Genomic DNA, 19,970 nt, shown 5'->3' with positions numbered 1-19,970 from the left:
AAAAAATTAATGCCCTAGGATCGCTTAATACCTAGGGCATTTATATTATGCTTTAGTTGTATACCAGTCCACTGGATTTTCTCTCCAGCTCTTTAGGCTTTCAATATCGTTTTCAGATACGACATTTTTATCAAGCGCAACATTTATTAAGGTTGGATAATCAGTTAAGGTATGAGCTGAAATATTAGCTGCTTCTAAGCTAGCTGTTGCTGCTGGAAGCTGATACGAAAAGATTGCAACAATTCCTAATACTTCGCACCCTGCTTCACGAAGTGCTTCAGCTGCTGTAATAGCACTGCCCCCCGTTGAAATAAGATCTTCTATTACGACAACTTTTTGTCCTTTAACCACTTTGCCTTCAATTTGATTACCTTTTCCATGTGCTTTTGCTTTACTTCGCACATAGCACATTGGGATATTTAATACATCACTTACCCATGCTGCATGAGGAATCCCTGCGGTTGCAGTTCCAGCAATAACTTCGACCTCAGGATAATGAATCTTAATTAATTCAGATAATCCTTTTGCAATTTCCCTGCGAACCTGTGGGAAAGAAAGAGTCATTCGATTATCACAATAAATAGGAGATTTTAAACCTGAAGACCATGTGAATGGCTCATTTGGCTGTAAAAATACCGCCCCGATTTCTAATAAATGTGCTGCTATTTCTTTATTCATACTCGTACCCCTTCCCATGCTGCTTTCATTTGTTTATATGTTTGTAATGGGTTATTTGCTCGCGTGATTGATCTACCTACGACAATCGCAGTTGATCCTAATTCTCGTGCTTTTTCAGGTGTTACAACTCTTGCTTGATCTCCTATATCATCGCTAGCTTGGCGAATTCCAGGCGTAACTGTCATAAATTCGTTTCCTAGCTTTTTATTGATTACCGGAACTTCAAGAGAGGAACATACGACTCCATCTAGTCCACTATCCTTTGTCATTGTTGCATACTCGACAACTACATCTAACAAATTACGTTCGATTAGTAATTCGTTTCTCATCACTTCTTCCGTTGTACTCGTAAGCTGTGTGACAGCAATACACTTGGGTCTCGATTGCCCCATTGTAGTTCCAGCTTCAAGTCCTTCGCGGGCCGCAACCATCATTCCCCGTCCTCCAGCAGCATGGACATTGACTAAGTCCACACCAAGACCTGCCAAACGTTTCATGCTAGAATATACGGTATTTGGAATATCATGAAGTTTTAAATCTAGGAAAATAGAATGACCTTGTTCTTTTAAGAAGTGAATGACTGATGGTCCTTCTTGATAATATAGCTCCATTCCGACTTTCACAAAAAGTGGCTCTTTCCCAAATTCCTTGAGAAAGTCCTTCGCATATGGTAAGTTTGGAAAATCGAGAGCAATAATTAACGGTCGTTGCATTACTTCCAGCTCCTTCCCTGACATTCCGAGATATACTCAAAACCATATTTATCTAGTAATCTTGGAAGATCCTCAATAATTGACGGGCAAACATATGGGTCCACAAAATTGGCAGTCCCAACTGCAACAGCACTTGCACCAGCATAAAAATATTCAAGGACATCTTCAGCTGATTGAACGCCACCCATTCCGATAATCGGAATAGACACTGCCTGACTCACTTCATGAATCATACGGATTGCAACAGGTTTGATAGCTGGACCTGATAAGCCCCCCGTTTTATTTGCTAAAATTGGGTTTCCTGTTTTAAGATCAATCCGCATTCCGATTAAAGTATTAATCATTGTTAAACCATCTGCACCCGCTTCTTCGATTGCTTTTGCCATTTCAACAATGTTTGAAACATTCGGTGATAATTTAACGTATACTGGAACACTAGATGCTTCTTTTACATATTTCGTAAGTTCTGCAGCCACCTCTGGAATCGTACCGAATGCAATTCCACCGGTTTTTACATTTGGACATGAAATATTTAATTCTAATGCATGAACGTTAGATGCCTTCGAGATTTCCTTTGCGACTTTGACATAATCTTCAATTTGTGAACCTGCAACATTCGCAATAATGGGTACATCGAATTGATCAAGCCACGGAAGCTCTTCAGCCATGACTTTCTCAAGTCCTGGATTTTGTAATCCAATTGCATTTAACATCCCTGCACTGGTCTCTGCAACTCGTGGAGTTGAGTTTCCGAATCTTGGTTCTACAGTTGTTGCTTTAATCATAATTGCACCCAATGTGCTCAAATCGTAAAACTTCGAGTATTCTTTTCCGAACCCAAAGCAACCAGATGCTGGCATGATCGGGTTTTTTAGTGATAAACCTGGTAGTTCAACTTGAAGTCTGTTCATAGTACCACCTCTCCTACCTTAAATACTGGCCCATCACTGCATACTTTTTTATAAGTATAACCTTCCGGATCATCTTGAAGATGACATACACATGCAAAACATGCTCCAATTCCACAGCCCATTCTTTCTTCTAAAGAGATATATGCATTTCGATCAGGGAAGGCCGCTTCAAGCGCTTTTAGCATTGGTGTTGGTCCACAGGAATAAAGTGTGTCAAATATTATACCGTTATTAGAGATGACATCTGTTACAAAACCTTTCGTTCCAACTGTTCCATCCACTGTTGCGATATAAGTTTCACCTAACCCATTAAATTTTTCTTCATAAAACACAGCATATTTTGATTGGAATCCAAGGACGTGAATCACTTTAACACCTTTTGCAACGAGGCGCTTCGATAATTCATAAAGTGGGGGAACTCCAATTCCTCCACCGACAAGCAAGGCTGTCTCACCAACACCTACTTCCTCAACAGGAAAGCCGTTTCCAAGTGGACCTAACACATCGACTAATTGTTCGATGTTTTTTTCAGAAAGGACTCTTGTGCCGAGTCCTTCCCTTCGATAAATCAGTGTGCACTCTTGCTTTTCTTGATTAATATTTGCAATACTAATAGGTCTTCGTAATAAAGGGTCCATTCCATCACTGACTTTTACGTGGACAAATTGTCCCGGATCGTTCATTGCCAAAACCAATTCCCCTGCTAATGTTAGTTCAAAAATATCCTCAGCAATTTGAATGTGGCTCACAATTTTCATTTGTTCCTTTTTAATCATGAGTGTACCACCTCACGTTTTTGCACGTGAGAACCCATCACTTCACTTGAGAATGTCATGGATTCTAATACCTTCACGATTGCTTTAGCAGTATCTAGTGAAGTTAAACATGCAACTCCATTCTCAACTGTTTCACGGCGGATTCTAAAGCCATCTCTTGCAGGCTGTTTTCCTTTTGTTAATGTGTTTATAACAAATTGAGCTTTTCCTTGGCGAATGACATCAATTAAGTTTGGAGCATCTGAACCAATTTTATTAACGACGGTAACAGGAATGTTTTCTTTTTGTAAGTAGCTTGCAGTTCCACTTGTTGCTAAAAGTTGATAGCCAATTGTGTGGAATCGTTTTGCAATTTCAAGCGCTTCTTCCTTGTCTTTATCCGCTACTGTTAATAATACAGATCCATATTTAGGAATCGTGATTCCGGATGCAACTAGGCCTTTATATAATGCTTTTTCTAGCGTATAGTCTTTGCCCATTACTTCACCAGTTGATTTCATTTCTGGTCCAAGCGAAATGTCCACATTGCGAAGTTTTGCGAACGAGAAAACTGGTACCTTCACATAAACTCCTTCGCTTTCTGGGTGTAGTCCTGTAGTAAACCCTTGTGATGGTAATGATTGTCCAAGAATAACCTTTGTCGCAATATTTGCCATTGGTACGCCAGTTATTTTACTTAAAAATGGGACTGTACGGCTTGATCTTGGGTTTACTTCGATTACAAAGACTTCTTCGTTATAGACCACAAATTGAATGTTTAATAGACCAATAATATTTAATCCTTTTGCAAGGGCAATCGTATTGTCAATGATTTGTTGTCTTACATGTTCTGATAAAGTTTGAGGTGGATATACGGCAATCGAGTCACCAGAGTGTACTCCAGCACGTTCGATGTGCTCCATAATTCCTGGAATATATACTGTTTCCCCATCAGAAATGGCATCTACTTCAATTTCCTTACCGGTTAAATAGCGGTCAATTAGTACTGGATGCTCAGGGTTAATTTTCACGGCATTCTCCATATAATGTAGAAGCTCTTCTGTTTGATAGACAATCTCCATCGCTCTTCCACCTAGCACATATGAAGGTCTCACAAGCACTGGATAACCGATCGCTTCCGCAATGACAACTGCTTCGTCAACCGAAGTTGCTGTTTTTCCTTTAGGTTGTGGTATGCCAAGTGAAATAACTGTTTGCTCAAATTTATCTCTATTTTCTGCACGGTCTAAATCCTCTAAAGACGTACCCAAAATTTTCACTCCGCGCTTAACTAAAGAACTTGCTAGATTGATAGCTGTTTGACCACCAAACTGTACAACTACACCTTCAGGCTGTTCAAGGTCTATGATATGCATAACATCCTCAATAGTTAATGGCTCAAAGTATAGCTTATCTGAAATACTGAAGTCAGTTGATACTGTTTCAGGGTTATTGTTGATAATGATTGCTTCATAGCCAGCTTGTTTAATCGCCCAAACAGAATGAACGGTTGCATAATCGAACTCAACACCCTGCCCGATTCGGATTGGACCTGAACCTAGAACGATAACACTCTTCTTATCCGTTACAATTGATTCATTTTCATCCGCATATGTTCCATAATAATAAGGTGTTTCTGATTCAAATTCAGCTGCACATGTATCGACTATTTTATATACCGGGACTATTCCTGCTTGTTTACGAGTTTCATAAATTTCAATTTCTGTTGAATTCCATAACTCCGCGATGATAGAGTCAGCAAATCCTTTCTTTTTTGCCACCGTCAATGTTTCTAAATCACCTTTATTTTCCCGTATTGTGTTTTCGAGCGTGATTATATTTTCAAATTTTTGGAGGAAGAATAAATCAATTTCACTCCATTCATGAATCTGTTGAATGGTGATGCCGCGTCTAATTGCTTCCGCAAGGTAGAATAGACGCTCATCTCCAGCTTTCCTAATTCTCTTTTCAATTGTGGCAAGATCAGCATTCGTTGCATCCTCTAATTGAATATGAGAAACATTTGACTCGAGTGATCGAACTGCTTTTAGTATGGATTCCTCGAAATTACGTCCTATTGCCATAACTTCACCTGTGGCTTTCATTTGCGTTCCAAGTCGGCGGTTTGCAGACTCGAACTTATCAAATGGAAAGCGGGGGATTTTTGTAACGATATAGTCAAGTGCAGGTTCAAAGGCTGCATATGTTTTTCCTGTAACAGGGTTAATCATCTCATCAAGCGTTAAACCTACTGCAATTTTTGCTGCAAGTTTCGCAATTGGATAACCCGTCGCCTTAGATGCTAACGCTGAAGAACGACTCACACGTGGGTTTACCTCGATAATATAGTAATTGAAACTATACGGATCAAGTGCTAACTGCACATTACATCCACCTTCAATCCCAAGTGCGCGGATGATTTTTAAAGATGTGTTTCGTAAGAGCTGATATTCTCGGTCACTTAATGTTTGGCTCGGTGCCACAACAATTGAATCACCAGTGTGAATACCAACTGGGTCTACGTTTTCCATGTTACATACTACAATTGCAGTATCTGCAGAATCGCGCATTACTTCGTATTCAATCTCTTTAAACCCTGCAATACTCTTTTCTAATAGACATTGTGTTACAGGACTATTTTTCAATCCACTTGTCACAATTTCAATCAATTCTTCCTCATTGTTACAAATTCCACCACCAGTACCTCCTAAGGTAAAGGCTGGTCTAACAATTACGGGGTATCCTACCTTTTCAATAAATCCGTATGCTTCGTCTAGGTTATGGATAATCTCACTTTCTGGCACAGGCTCATTCAGTTCGTTCATTAAGCTTCGGAATAAATCACGATCTTCGGCTTTTTCAATCGCTGAAAGAGTTGTCCCTAGGATTTCAACACCACATTCTTCAAGAACGCCTGATTTTGAAAGTTCTACAGCCATATTTAAGCCCGTTTGACCACCTAGTGTTGGCAGGATTGCATCCGGTCTTTCTTTACGAATAATTTTGCTTACAAATTCTAATGTTATTGGTTCAATATAAACTTTATCTGCAATTTCAACATCCGTCATAATGGTTGCAGGGTTTGAATTAACCAAGATTACCTTGTAGCCTTCTTCTCGTAGAGCTAAGCAGGCCTGAGTTCCTGCATAATCAAACTCTGCTGCTTGCCCAATCACGATTGGACCTGATCCGATTACTAGAATAGTTTTAATATCTAAGCGTTTTGGCATAGCTCTTCGCCTACTTTCTTGAAGTTTTCAATCATCTGTAAAAAGTCGTTAAATAAGCTATTTGCATCCTCAGGTCCAGGTGAAGCCTCCGGGTGATACTGAACAGTGAATGCTGGATAATCTAAATGGCGCAGTCCTTCTACTGATCCATCATTTAGTGCTATATGTGTTACTTCCAGTCTTGTAGAAGCTAAAGACTTTTCATTAACTGTATAACCATGGTTTTGAGAAGTAATAGCAACCTTTCCTGATTGTAGGTGCTTAACCGGATGGTTCGATCCTCTATGTCCAAATTTCATTTTTTCAGTATCGGCACCACCAGCTAAAGCAAATAATTGGTGACCTAAGCAAATTCCGAATAAAGGAACCTTTCCTAAAACGCCGTTAATCATTTCAATAGCTTCAGGTACATCTTTTGGATTTCCAGGTCCATTACTTAACATGATTCCGTCAGGTTTGAGTCGAAGAATTTCTTCCGCTGTTACATTGTAAGGAACGACAATTACATCACAGTCACGGTGATTAAGTTCGCGTAAAATCCCGTGTTTCATACCAAAATCAACTAAAACAACACGATGTCCTCTACCTGGGCTTGGATAAGAACCTTTTGTAGAAACTTGTTTTACTTGGTCAGTAGGTAAGGTACGATTACCAAGTTGGGTGATAACTTCACTAACATTGACACCCATTCCACAAATAGCACCTTTTAATGTCCCATATTGACGTATAATTCTTGTAAGTTTTCTTGTATCAATTCCAGAAAGTCCTGGAATATTTTTTGACTTAAAATACTCGTCTAAATTAAATTGACTTCTAAAATTTGATGGATGGTCACACACTTCATTTACTATAAAACCACTTATTGCTGGGGTGATTGATTCAAAATCATCTCGATTTATACCGTAGTTTCCGATTAAGGGATATGTTAATGTTACTATTTGGCCACAATAGGATGGGTCTGATAAAATTTCTTGATAACCTGTCATTCCGGTATTAAAAACAACCTCACCAAACTTCTCAGTCTCACTTCCGAATCCATCACCAACAAAAATGGTCCCATCTTCTAAAATAAGCTGTCGCTTCATACTAGAACACTTCCTTTCTGCCATACAATGTTGCCATTTACAAGTGTCATGACCGGCCATCCTTTGCATTCCCAGCCAGTAAATGGTGTGTTTTTTCCTTTTGAAACAAAGCTTTCTGGATCGATTTTTTCTGTAGCGTTTAGATCTATTACAGTTAAATCAGCATTCTTACCAATTTCTAAGGTTCCAAATGGTAGTTTAAATGTGTTTGCTGGTTTATTTGTTAAGAAGTCTACTAATTGCTTTAATGTCATTTTATTGGTTTCTACAAAATGTGTATAAAGAAGTGGGAATGCTGTCTCTAAACCAACGATGCCAAATGGCGCTAGAGCCATTCCCTGTGCTTTTTCCTCACTTGCATGTGGTGCATGATCTGTAGCGATAAAATCAATTGTTCCATCAAAGAGTCCTTCAATAAGGGCCTCCAGATCCTCTCTTCCACGTAATGGAGGATTCATTTTATAATTTGTGTCTAGGCTAGGGATGTCTTCATCACATAGTAATAAATGATGTGGTGTAACCTCAGCTGTTACATGGATACCTGCACGCTTTGCATCTCTGATGACTCGAACTGATTCCTTTGTACTTACATGACATACATGGTAGTGACAGCCAGCTGCTTCAGCTAATAAAACATCCCTTGCAATATGTACGGATTCGCACACAGAAGGAATTCCATTGATTCCATGTTTCTTCGAAAATTCACCCTCATGAACAGAACCTTTATTGATTAACGTATTTTCCTCACAATGGGCTACAATTGGCATATCAATCGCCGCCGCTTGCTTCATGGCTTCAAGCATCATTCCAGCAGATTGAATTCCAACACCGTCATCAGTGAAAGCGAATGCTCCTGCTTGCTTTAATCCATTCATATCCGTAAGTTCTTGACCAAGCTCACGAATGGTGATAGAAGCATATGGAAGAACATTCACATGAGCCGTATCCTTGATTCGTTGTTGTAACCAATTCATTTGTTCAACTGAATCTGGAACTGGTCTAGTGTTTGGCATTGCTGCAATTGTCGTGAACCCACCTTTTGCCGCCGAAAGACTTCCGGTTTCAATTGTTTCTTTATGTTCGCCTCCAGGTTCACGAAGGTGGACATGGACATCAACGAAACCTGCTGATACAAACATTCCTTCTACATCAATTACCATACAATTCGTTGGATCAAGGTTTGCACCAACCGCTTCAATCATGTCATCCGTGATTTTGATATCTGCACTTACTAAATCACCTTGTTCGTTTAAAATTTTTGCATTTTTTAATAATGTGCTCATATTAAAATTCCTCCTTCAACCTGTTGTAACACTCTTTTAAGTACGGCCATTCTTACGAATACACCGTTTTCCATCTGTTTAAAGATTCTTGAGTTTTGTGCTTCTACTAATTCACTCGCTATTTCAACTCCACGATTGATGGGAGCTGGATGCATAACAATGCTACCCTTTTTCATGTTTTTGCTTCGCATAATCGTTAAACCATATTGCTCATGGTATTCTTCTTTCGTTAAGCCCATCGATGACTCATGGCGCTCATGTTGAATACGCAGCAACATGACGACATCTGCTTCTCTAATGCCTTTATCAAGGTCTACATATTCACCATTAGGATTAGTATCATCTTGCCATTCTAATGGAGCTGAAAAGCGAACATTTGCGCCTAATCTCGTTAGGACTTCAGCATTGGATCTTGCAACCCGACTATGACGAATATCGCCAACGATTAACACATTTAAATCTTGGAATCTAGCAAACTCTTGTTTAATAGTTAATAAATCAAGGAGAGATTGTGTAGGATGATGACCACATCCATCACCTGCATTAATGATTGGAATATGGATGCCATTTATTAATTCCTTAAAATACTCATCCCTTGGATGACGAATCACGACTGCATTTGCTCCGATTGATTGAAGGGTCTTTACTGTGTCATATAGACTTTCTCCCTTTTGAACACTTGAAGTCATTTCATCTAACTGTAGGATGTCTGCACCTAATCTTTTCTCGGCTACTTCAAAACTAAAGCGTGTACGTGTACTTGGTTCGAAGAATAGATTTGCAACAAATGTTTGTTTTTCAAGCTTCCATTTGTTTCCTTCGGCAAACAGGCTCGCATCAAATAGAATTCGGTCAATATCCTCAATGCTTAACTCAGTCATCGTAAGTAAATGATTCATTTTCTCTCCTCCAATTCTTATAATCAAATTCGCCTTGGCGTATTTGCTGCCCAGATTTTTTTCGGGCTTGGCTCGAAAAGTTTCCTTTAAAAATCTGTGGCATCCGCCGGAGGCTTTAACTTTAATCAGCGTATTTCTGCTGAATAAAGTTAAAAACACCCTTACCTTTTTTAGGTAAGGGTGTAAAACAAGGTTTTGTTTGAATAAGGGTATAAGAAAGCAAACACCCTTTTCGCAAAAACCTTACACCCTTAATAACCTCTCTGGGTTATTTTAAAAGGTGAAGCATTATGCAACAGAGCTATCATCATCATGATGAGCCTCATATATATCTTCGTCTTCCTGAACGGCTCCGCCAGGAAGGATTAGGTTAAGTAAAACACCTATGATTGCGGCTAATGCCATGCCGTGTACCTCAAAACCAAGTACACGGATAAATGCTCCGCCGATTCCAATTACAAGGATAACTGATGAAATCACCAAGTTACGATTATCACCAAGATCAACTTTGCTATCTACTAACATCCGCAAACCAGATGAAGCGATAATCCCGAATAAGAGAATGGATACCCCACCCATAACTGGTGTTGGAATCGTACTAATTAAGGCGTTGATTTTACCACTGAATCCAAAGACAATCGCCACAACAGCTGCACCGCCAATTACATATACACTAAATATCCGAGTGATGGCTAATACGCCAATGTTTTCTCCGTATGTTGTATTTGGTGGTCCACCAAGTAGTGAAGCAATCATCGTTGCTACTCCGTCACCCATAATTGAACGATGTAATCCAGGTTGTTTAATCAAATCTTTTTGAACAACCTTACTTAAGACCATTTGATGTCCGATATGCTCTGACAAGGTAACTACCGCTACTGGAACGATTAAAGCAATCATATCTAATGAAAACTGCGGTGTGTATGAAACAAACGGGATAATAAAGTCTGGCAATTCAAACCACTTTGCTTCTTTTACTGCAGTAAAATCAACTAATCCGATTGATAATGCGTATACGTATCCACCAATAATCCCGATTAGGACAGGGATTAGTTTTAAAAAGCCTTTAAAAAAGATGGTTGCAATAATCACGATTGCTAATGTAACTAATGCTACTGAAAAATGCTGTAGACTGTAGGCGCCGCTAGCATCATTCATTGCCATTCCAACTGCTGTGCCAGCTAGGCTAAGACCTATTACGATAATAACTGGTCCAACAACAACAGGTGGTAAAATCTTCACAAGCCATTTATGTCCAGTTGCTTTTATTAACAGAGCTACGATCCCATATACGAGCCCAGCAAGTAAGCTTGCCATCATTGCAGCACCAGGACCGTCTGCAGCTATTGCTGTTTGAAGTGGGATGATGAAAGCAAAGGATGATCCTAAGTATGCCGGAACCTGACCCTTTGTAATAAGTAAAAATGCTAGTGTACCTAAACCACTTGAGATGAGAGCTACACCAGGACTAATTCCTACTAAATATGGTACAAGAATTGTTGCACCGAACATGGCGAATAAATGCTGCAGGCTCAGTATTGCGAATAGTCCTGGAGATGGTTTATCTTTTATCCCTAATACTATCTTTTGGTTTTCATTACTCATTTCGAATTTCCCCCTCATTTTAAGATACCCAAAAACAAAAAAATCTTTGTGTTTTTTACACAAAGAGGTATACAAATCCCTATCTTTTGAGAAGGAATGTTTACCCCTTTGTTAGCCTCTCTGGACTACATTAAAGGGTATTATATTTACTTTTTATGAATCGTTACTTGATCTAAATTGTCTATTTCTTCTAGTTCAACCACAATTTTTTCTGAGTTAGAAGTTGGTATATTTTTACCGACATAATCTGCTCGAATTGGGAACTCTCGGTGACCTCTGTCAATTAATACAGCTAACTGAATTTGTGCCGGCCGACCAATGTCGATGAGGGCATCTAGTGCTGCTCTCACTGTTCTACCTGTGTATAACACGTCATCAACTAGGATGACTTTTTTATTCATAATGTCAACTGGTATATCGGACCCATTTACAATTGGTTCACGATCCTCTGTTTTTGTTGTTAAGTCATCTCGGTATAAGGTAATATCTAGTTCACCAATTGCAATCTTCTTGCCTTCAATTTGTTCAATTCGGCTTGCAATGCGCTTTGCTAAATAAATACCTCTCGTCTTGATCCCAACAATTACACAGTTCTCTATCCCTTTGTTCTTTTCAATGATTTCGTGAGCAACTCTTGTCAAAGCTCTTCGAATTGCTTGATTGTCTAAAACTACAGCTTTGTCAGTTTCAGTCATTTTTTACACCCCACTTTAACATTGATTGCCTCTTTAAATTAAAAATGTCCTCTCACCGTAAGTGAAAGGACATAGACATTCATACAAAAGGATACAAATATCCTAATGTAGTTCCGTTTCCTTCTCAGCCTCACGGGACTGATCTTAAAGGGGCTCATTTAATTAAGTTCATTCTACGTTCATTATCGAAATTTGTCAATCCTTTTTATGAGGAAACCAAATCTAATGTCGCAGTTTTTCAAGAAGTTCCTCAAAATAAGCAGGAAGTGGAGACTCAAATTCAAGATATTCCTTCGTTCTAGGATGAACAAACCCCAATAGCCCTGCATGAAGGGCTTGTCCACCAAGATCTAACGTTTTCTTTGGACCATACTTTGGATCCCCCGCTAATGGATAACCAATATATTTCATATGAACACGTATTTGATGGGTACGCCCCGTTTCTAGCTGACATTCAACAAATGTAAAATCTTTAAATCGTTCTAAGACATTAAAATGAGTCACTGCATTTTTACTGTTTTCATCCGTAATAGTCATACTTTGGCGGTCCTTTTTATCCCTTCCAATGGGTGCGTCAATCGTACCTTGATCATGCGGTATGATGCCATGGACTAGTGCTTTATATTTGCGAGTTACTGACTTTTCGACCAATTGATTCACTAAAGATTCATGCGCAACATCATTTTTTGCAACCATCAATAAGCCTGAAGTATCTTTATCAATTCGATGAACAATCCCCGGGCGTAGAACACCATTGATTCCTGATAAATCATTGCAATGAGCCATAAGTCCGTTTACCAATGTGCCACTAACATGGCCTGGAGCTGGATGTACGACCATACCTTTTGGCTTATTGACAACGAGAACATCTGCATCTTCATAATATATATCTAAGTTCATCTCTTCTGGTACCACATCCAAGACTTGCGGTTCGGGAATTTCAATATGGATATGGTCCCCAATATTAACTTTATAATTGGTTTTAACATTATTCCCGTTGACTTTTATATTTCCATCCTTAATCCATGACTGAACTTGTGTCCTCGACCAGTCTGAATTAAAAGCTGAAACGACTTTATCAATTCGGTCATTTTTCTGTTGTTCCTCAATCGTTAGTTCGAATTGATTCATTTGTTCTCTCCTTTTCTAATTTCCCTTCAAAAATAGTTAAAATTAAAATCAAACCAACACCTATTACAAGTGCTGAATCGGCAATATTAAAAATAGGGAAGTCATATGTAAAAATGTATGTATCTATAAAATCGACAACTTCTTTACGAAAGATACGGTCAATAAAATTACCAATTGCACCTCCAAGCATAAATGAAAGCGCAATGCCGAACAGGCGCTGTTTTGGTTTGAGGCTCCGTATGTATAAAACGAGCATTACAACAACGATAATGGTCACAATATAGAAAAACCACATTTGTCCCTGTAATATTCCCCATGCTGCACCACGGTTTCGATGCGAGGTTATATACAAAAAGTTAGGAATGATTTGAATCGAATCTCCAAGCTCCATGTAACGGACAATAATCCATTTTGTAACCTGATCTAACAAAATGATAAATAAAGCAATTAAATAATAATACACGAATACGCCCCCATCCATACAAACTATACTTTTGAATTTTAGCATATGAATGGACGGCTGTACAATCTATTTAAGGGATTAAAGCAGAGCAAAAGCAAAGGTCTCACTTTTGCTCGACTAAAGAAAGATGGTTTTTACGCTGAAGGGGTATGACATTACTTCTGTCATATAAATCAGTGAAGGAAAATTCGAAAATGGTTCGAGCTGTTGGAAGTATCCGTAGTTTTTCAATCGGAATTTCAGCACCAGTCTCTTCGCAAATTCCAAATGTGCCGGAATTAATTTTATTTAAAGCTCTTTCGACATCGCTTAAGTCTTCTTTTATATGATTCATTACAATCTTTTCTTTCTCAGATTGTTCATTCTGAAAAAGTAGTTCTTGACTTAGCTCATATTGTGCTGACTTCATTAACCTGGATATGAGTTCTTTCTTTGTTAATTCCAATTCCGCTTTAATCTCTGCATACTGATCGTTCATTGGAACGCCTCCTTATCATGCTTTTGATTAATGCTTAAGAACATCTTTATAAGGTAGTAGAAATAGTATTATCCATAATGGTTTCCGTTAAAGCCAACAAGTTTTTCCTGTAGGATAAAAATGACGTTTTTTACTGTTTCTAATTACATACTACGTTTTTCTCATTTATTTTTGACGGCAGACAGGCAAATTGTTGGTTTACAGTTCTATTAATGAAATATTTCAAGACACCAAATTTACGCAAAAAAAACGCCATGAACATATGATTTCATGGCGTTTTTCCTAATTTAGTTTTGGTAATTGTCTTTTACAACAGATGCACAGCGTGAGCAGATCGTTGGGTGATCTGGGTCTTCACCAACTGTTGGAGTTACTACCCAACAACGATCACAGGTTTCACCTTCTGCTACAGCAACAACTATTTTTACTTGATCAAAAACTTGAGCATTTTCTGGAGCATCTTCATATGATCCACCAATTTCAAATCCTGACACAATAAACAACTGCTTTAAGTTCTCTTCAACTGAATCTAGGAGAGCTTTTGTTTCGTTGTTTGGATATAAAGTAACGCTAGCTGCTAATGATTTCCCAATAACTTTCTCATTTCTCGCCTTTTCTAAAGCTTTTAATACATCATCACGAAGTTCCATGAATGAATCCCATTTTGCTTCCAAAGCTTCTGCATTTGGAATTTTAACTGAATTTGGCATATCAACTAATTGAACACTTTCCTCTTTAACAGAATCGATATGTTTCCATACTTCATCTGCGGTATGTGGAAGAATCGGTGTTACAAGCTTAGTTAAGCTTAATAAAGCGTCATATAAGACTGTTTGGATTGAACGGCGATCATGTTGATCTGCTGCTTCAATATATAAAATATCCTTCGCAAAGTCTAAGTAGAATGAACTTAACTCAATTGTACAGAAATTATGAACGGAATGGTAGACACCTGCAAATTCATAATTTTCATAAGATGTTTTTACCTTATCAATTAGCTTGTTTAGTTTAACAAGGATATAGCGATCTACTTCACGCAATTCATTCACAGGAATTGCATCTGTTTCAGGATTGAAGTCACTTAAATTACCAAGTAAGAAACGGAATGTATTTCTAATCTTTCTGTAAACCTCAGCCACTTGTTTTAAAATAGCATCGGATACACGAACATCTGCCTGATAGTCAACTGAGGCGACCCAAAGACGTAAAATATCAGCACCTAGTTGTTTCATAACCTTTTCTGGAACAACAACATTTCCTAATGACTTACTCATTTTACGGCCATCACCATCGAGAGCAAAACCATGGCTTAGTACACCTTTATACGGCGCTTTACCCGTTACAGCTACAGCCGTTGATAATGATGAGTTAAACCAACCACGATATTGGTCAGAACCTTCTAAATAAAGATCTGCCGGACGTTGTAGATCTTCTCTTTCCAATAAGACTGCCTGATGGGATGAACCAGAGTCAAACCATACATCCATAATGTCATTTTCCTTCGTGAAAATACCATGTGGACTTGAATCATGTGTAAATCCGTCTGGCAATAAGTCTTTAGGTTCACGTTCAAACCAAACATTTGAACCATATTCTCTAAATAGGTCAGAGACATGATTAATGGTTTCGTCTGTGATAATTGGTTCCCCATTTTCACCATAGAATACTGGAATTGGCACTCCCCAAGCTCGCTGACGTGAAATACACCAATCTCCTCTATCTCGAACCATGTTATAAAGTCTTGTTTCACCCCATGCTGGAACCCATTTGGTTTCTTTAACAGCTTCCATTAGTTCGTTTCTAAAATCTTTAATAGATGCAAACCACTGAGCTGTCGCTCTAAAGATGGTTGGTTTTTTCGTACGCCAGTCATGTGGATAAGAGTGAGTGATGAAGGAAAGCTTTAGAAGCGCACCAACTTCATTTAATTTTTCAGTGATTGGTTTGTTAGCCTCATCATAGAATAAACCTTCAAACTCTTCTGCCTCAGCTGTCATGTAGCCTTTTTCATCAACAGGGCAAAGAACACCGATGCCATATTTTTGTCCAACGATGAAGTCATCTTCCCCGTGTCCAGGTGCTGTATGTACACAACCAGTACCTGCATCAGTTGTAACATGTTCACCAAGCATTACAAGGGAATCGCGACCATAAATTGGATGGCTGGCTACAACATTTTCTAATTCACGACCTTTAAATGTTTTCAAAACAGATACATTTTCCCAACCGATTTCTTTAGTTACTGCTTCTAATAGTGCAGAAGCAACCACGTATTTGTTGTTGTCAACACTAACAACAGAGTACTCTAGATCAGGATGTACACTAATTCCTAGGTTTGCTGGAATTGTCCATGGTGTTGTTGTCCAGATGATGATTTTTTCGTCACCTTCTAAGACACCTTTACCATCCTTCACTGGGAACGCTACATAGATAGATGGTGACCGCTTATCCTGGTATTCAATTTCAGCTTCTGCCAGTGCTGATTCAGACGAAGGAGACCAATAAACGGGCTTAAGTCCTTTATAGATATAGCCTTTTTTTGCCATTTCACCAAATACTTTGATTTGCTGAGCTTCGTATTCTGGTTTTAATGTGATATATGGGTTTTCCCAGTCACCACGAACCCCTAGACGTTTAAATTGTTCGCGTTGGTTATTGATTTGCTCGTAAGCATATTCTTCACAAAGTTTACGGAATTCAGCAACGCTCATTGCCTTCCGATTAACCTTTTTATTTTTTGTAAGAGCTGTTTCAATTGGAAGTCCGTGAGTATCCCATCCTGGTACATACGGGGCACAATAGCCGTTCATTGATTTGAAACGAACAATCATATCCTTAATGATTTTGTTTAATGCATGCCCCATATGAATGTCACCATTCGCATATGGAGGCCCATCATGAAGAACGAATAATGGACGACCTTTCGTACGTTCCTGAACCTTTTGATAAATATTCATTTCTTCCCATTGTTCTTGAATCTGTGGTTCGCGATTTGGAAGGTTTCCACGCATTGGGAAATCTGTTTTCGGCATTAATAACGTGTCTTTATACTCCATTACCATTTCCTCCTAATAATAGTTCCTAATTATTTGCAGCTTGTTACAGTATGGATGATTTGTGATACCCTTAATCAGAATAGAAAAAGGCCTTCTCATCCCAAAAAGGGACGAGAAGGCCTCTCGCGGTACCACCCTTATAGACGAAATTCCATTCGTCCACTCGACATTCGTAACGTGAATGATACGCGAAATGCTTACTTAGAAATGTTCAAAAGACACTCTCTTTTGAATCAATTTATGTGTTCAGCACCGAACTCCAGGGTGATTTTCATTCTTATCACTTATATCAGGCTTCCACCATCCCTGACTCGCTTTTAGAGGATGTTCAATAAGTCCGGTGGAAATGACACATCGAATTTCTTCGTTGGCTTGTTTTTCCGTTGCTCACGTATTCACTACATACGCTCCGCTACTCAAAACTGCGCCGCCTCGAACTTCTCGGTCCTTTCCATCCTCCTTTTTGAAACAACATTTTTTATAAGTTTGACAAGAACTACTGTCCCTTTCAAAGCTGCTAGTATATTAAAGTAATTAGTTGTTTTAAAATTATATGCGTATTAAACAAAAGAGTCAAGTGTCGAGACTAGTTTTCTTCTGATTCTGCAAAAACAGGCTCTACATTGTATTCCATTAGATGATCCCAATCATCATTATTAAGCATGTCTAACTGAGCTTCCACTAACATTTTAAATCTGTTTCTGAATACTTTTGACTGTTTCTTCAAATCTTCAATTTCGATTGATATCTTTCTAGATTTAGCTAACGATTCATTAATAATACGATCTGCATTTTTCTCTGCTTCCTTGATGATAAGCTTTGCTTCTTTTGAAGCATTACGTTTTACTTCTTCAGCTGTTTCTTGCGCTATCAAGATTGATTTATTTAATGTTTCTTCGATATTTGTAAAATGACCTAGTTTTTCGTTCAGCTCTGAAAGTTTTGACTCAAGTTCTTTTTTCTCACGAATAACCATTTCATAATCTTTAATAACTTGATCAAGAAACTCATTTACCTCGTCCTCATCATAGCCGCGAAAGCCTTTGTTAAATTCCTTATTATGAATATCTAATGGCGTTAAAGGCACGAATGCCACCTCCAAAAATTAATAAATGCGATTGTTTTTCAAACATTCTCTAAATAAATGATACTTTACAATTCGACAAAAAAGAAGAAATTCCTGCATTATTTACAATTATTTTTGTCTTCCCACAATTATTCTCCATTTTTCTCTCTTCGTTTTCCCTTCAATTGAATGAAGTCTACTTCTTCCGTAACCACGAACAGAAAGCACATCTCTTTCCTTACATTCAAAGGAAGTTTGTTCGATTTTTTTCCAATTCACTTTTACAAGTCCATTTTCAATTAAGACTTGCACTTTTTGTCTTGACAAATTTAATATAGATGACAATATAACGTCTAATCGTAAGGAGGATACAGTGACAGTTTGCTCAGTCCATTCATCATGTACGAATACCAGATCTGCAGCTGCAATCTCTGATAATGAGATCGTTGCCTTACCAACGGATGTTAAATTCATTCGTACAAAATCAGCAACCTCCCCAGCAACAACAATTTGAATACGCTCGTCCTGTGTTAAGATATCACCAAATTTGGAACGTTTTAAACCGAGAGACATTAAGGAACCAAGAACCTTTCGGTGGTCAACAGAAACAAATTTTACAGGATATTTCACCTCAAAATAGGATAGATTGAAATCCGTTACAGTAGGTTCAAAGTAAGATGGATACAATAATGCTCGTTTACGTTCAAGTCCTTCTTTTCCACCAAAAAAATGAACAAGGACATCTCCACCGTTTCCTACAACTTGTTTCACGATTTCTTGTTCACGTGGATCAAGAAAGTCGGTTAACCTAAGACTATACTGATTCAGGACAGTCTGTTGCCATTCCAACACCTGATCGATAAACGCATGCTCTTCTTTTCGAAAATGTTGATATAAATTCATATGTATAATACCTCGTTTAAAGTAGAAAAGTTCAAGACGCGCTGATTTACGCGACAATCATAAGAAAACTCCGACCTTCCGAAGCGATTGACTTATGACAGAGAACTGATGGCACCTGGAGCTAAACAAAAAATAAAGAAAAGGGACCTTGTATGAAGGCCCTTTTTAGAACATGCTTTGCAAAGCATGAATTCCTCTACCAGCGAAATTTAACACTAGGATTGCTACAATTGGGGAAATATCAATCATCCCTAGTGGTGGAATAAATCTACGGAATGGCTCTAGGTATGGTTCACAAATTCTTGTTAAAAATTGACCAATCCCAGATTCACGTGCATTTGGAAACCAAGACATCAAAATATAAATGATCAGCGCATAAGAATAAAGTACCAGCGCTTGACTTAAGATACCGAAAATAATACCCATTTTCGATTACCACCCCTTTTCAGCAAAATCTTCGTTAGAAACAATCTCAGAAATATTTCCTGACACATCTATATTGTCAGGTGTACATAAGAAAATATTTGCACCAATGCGTTGAATATCGCCACCTATGGCATAAACAGTTCCACTTAGAAAATCAACGATTCTCTTTGCTTGATCGTGTTGAACACGTTGTAAATTAACAACAACTGCTCGTCTGTTTTTCAAATGATCGGCAATTTCCTGTGCCTCTGCATATACTCGAGGTTCAAACAAAATAACCTTAGAAGACTTTTGAACACTTTGTAAGCTGACTACATTTTGTTTTGCAGCTGGTTTTACAGCCTTTGTTGGTTCTATTTCTTCTTCAAAATAATCTTCTTCATCATAATCATATTCATCTTCTAATGCAAAAAAGCTTTTAAATTTGGATTTTATACTCAATTGTAACACCTCTCTCTTATCAAATGAGCCTTGGCGTATTTGCGCCCAGATTTTAGGCCCACAGGTAGTGGGTCATTAAGACGTTGCCACAGGATTAGTCTTTGATCTTACTGCTCGAATAACTTCCTTTAAAAATCGCATGTCTACGCCGA

18 protein-coding genes are annotated in these 19,970 nt (G+C 38.3%); all 18 read right to left on the bottom strand.

Features of this window, described 5'->3' with window-relative positions; translation table 11 throughout:
• Positions 1-45: 45 nt before the first annotated feature.
• A complete protein-coding gene (pyrE, locus tag AC6CHV_RS09320; RefSeq protein WP_341331941.1) occupies positions 46-678 on the bottom strand; it encodes an orotate phosphoribosyltransferase in 633 nt (210 codons plus the stop codon).
• Complete coding sequence (gene pyrF, locus AC6CHV_RS09315) at positions 675-1,391, bottom strand: orotidine-5'-phosphate decarboxylase (protein ID WP_341331942.1); 717 nt, start codon at positions 1,389-1,391, stop codon at positions 675-677. The genes pyrE and pyrF overlap by 4 nt, the downstream gene beginning before the upstream one ends.
• On the bottom strand, positions 1,391-2,302 hold the full coding sequence (locus tag AC6CHV_RS09310) for a dihydroorotate dehydrogenase (RefSeq protein ID WP_341331943.1): 912 nt from the start codon (positions 2,300-2,302) through the stop codon (positions 1,391-1,393). Before AC6CHV_RS09310 ends, pyrF begins: the two co-directional genes overlap by 1 nt.
• A complete protein-coding gene (locus tag AC6CHV_RS09305) occupies positions 2,299-3,078 on the bottom strand; it encodes a dihydroorotate dehydrogenase electron transfer subunit (protein ID WP_341331944.1) in 780 nt (259 codons plus the stop codon). Before AC6CHV_RS09305 ends, AC6CHV_RS09310 begins: the two co-directional genes overlap by 4 nt.
• Positions 3,075-6,287, bottom strand: a complete 3,213-nt coding sequence (carB, locus tag AC6CHV_RS09300) for a carbamoyl-phosphate synthase large subunit (protein WP_341331945.1) — start codon at positions 6,285-6,287, stop codon at positions 3,075-3,077. Before carB ends, AC6CHV_RS09305 begins: the two co-directional genes overlap by 4 nt.
• Positions 6,272-7,372 (bottom strand): carbamoyl phosphate synthase small subunit, encoded by a 1,101-nt coding sequence (locus AC6CHV_RS09295; protein ID WP_341331946.1) that lies wholly within the window; start codon positions 7,370-7,372, stop codon positions 6,272-6,274. Before AC6CHV_RS09295 ends, carB begins: the two co-directional genes overlap by 16 nt.
• Entirely contained in the window at positions 7,369-8,655 is a 1,287-nt protein-coding gene (gene pyrC, locus AC6CHV_RS09290; RefSeq protein WP_440273859.1) for a dihydroorotase, read from the bottom strand. Before pyrC ends, AC6CHV_RS09295 begins: the two co-directional genes overlap by 4 nt.
• Positions 8,652-9,554, bottom strand: coding sequence for an aspartate carbamoyltransferase catalytic subunit (locus AC6CHV_RS09285; protein ID WP_341331948.1), 903 nt, complete (start codon positions 9,552-9,554; stop codon positions 8,652-8,654). Before AC6CHV_RS09285 ends, pyrC begins: the two co-directional genes overlap by 4 nt.
• A 288-nt stretch (positions 9,555-9,842) precedes the next feature.
• The gene (locus AC6CHV_RS09280; protein ID WP_341331949.1) at positions 9,843-11,159 is read right to left on the bottom strand and encodes a solute carrier family 23 protein; all 1,317 of its coding nucleotides are present in this window, start codon (positions 11,157-11,159) and stop codon (positions 9,843-9,845) included.
• 146 nt (positions 11,160-11,305) lie between these two features.
• A complete protein-coding gene (gene pyrR / locus AC6CHV_RS09275) occupies positions 11,306-11,854 on the bottom strand; it encodes a bifunctional pyr operon transcriptional regulator/uracil phosphoribosyltransferase PyrR (protein ID WP_341331950.1) in 549 nt (182 codons plus the stop codon).
• Between the two features lie 222 nt (positions 11,855-12,076).
• On the bottom strand, positions 12,077-12,985 hold the full coding sequence (locus tag AC6CHV_RS09270; protein ID WP_341331951.1) for an RluA family pseudouridine synthase: 909 nt from the start codon (positions 12,983-12,985) through the stop codon (positions 12,077-12,079).
• The gene (gene lspA, locus AC6CHV_RS09265) at positions 12,960-13,448 is read right to left on the bottom strand and encodes a signal peptidase II (RefSeq protein WP_341331952.1); all 489 of its coding nucleotides are present in this window, start codon (positions 13,446-13,448) and stop codon (positions 12,960-12,962) included. Before lspA ends, AC6CHV_RS09270 begins: the two co-directional genes overlap by 26 nt.
• 103 nt (positions 13,449-13,551) lie before the next feature.
• On the bottom strand, positions 13,552-13,926 hold the full coding sequence (locus AC6CHV_RS09260; RefSeq protein WP_341331953.1) for a TraR/DksA C4-type zinc finger protein: 375 nt from the start codon (positions 13,924-13,926) through the stop codon (positions 13,552-13,554).
• 287 nt (positions 13,927-14,213) lie between these two features.
• Positions 14,214-16,982 (bottom strand): isoleucine--tRNA ligase, encoded by a 2,769-nt coding sequence (gene ileS / locus AC6CHV_RS09255; RefSeq protein WP_341331954.1) that lies wholly within the window; start codon positions 16,980-16,982, stop codon positions 14,214-14,216.
• A 586-nt stretch (positions 16,983-17,568) separates the two neighbouring features.
• Positions 17,569-18,069, bottom strand: a complete 501-nt coding sequence (locus AC6CHV_RS09250; protein WP_121446512.1) for a DivIVA domain-containing protein — start codon at positions 18,067-18,069, stop codon at positions 17,569-17,571.
• Positions 18,070-18,177: 108 nt separating this feature from the next.
• Entirely contained in the window at positions 18,178-18,951 is a 774-nt protein-coding gene (locus tag AC6CHV_RS09245; protein ID WP_341331955.1) for a YlmH family RNA-binding protein, read from the bottom strand.
• A 165-nt stretch (positions 18,952-19,116) separates the two neighbouring features.
• Positions 19,117-19,377: a YggT family protein gene (locus tag AC6CHV_RS09240; RefSeq protein ID WP_099352351.1), complete on the bottom strand. Its 261-nt coding sequence runs from the start codon at positions 19,375-19,377 to the stop codon at positions 19,117-19,119.
• Positions 19,378-19,383: 6 nt separating this feature from the next.
• On the bottom strand, positions 19,384-19,818 hold the full coding sequence (locus tag AC6CHV_RS09235; RefSeq protein WP_121446510.1) for a cell division protein SepF: 435 nt from the start codon (positions 19,816-19,818) through the stop codon (positions 19,384-19,386).
• Between the last annotated feature and the right edge of the window lie 152 nt (positions 19,819-19,970).

This window comes from Ferdinandcohnia sp. GQ5 (assembly GCF_059759275.1).
Note: the sequence above shows the minus strand (reverse complement) of the source record. Positions and strands in the feature narration are given on the sequence as shown.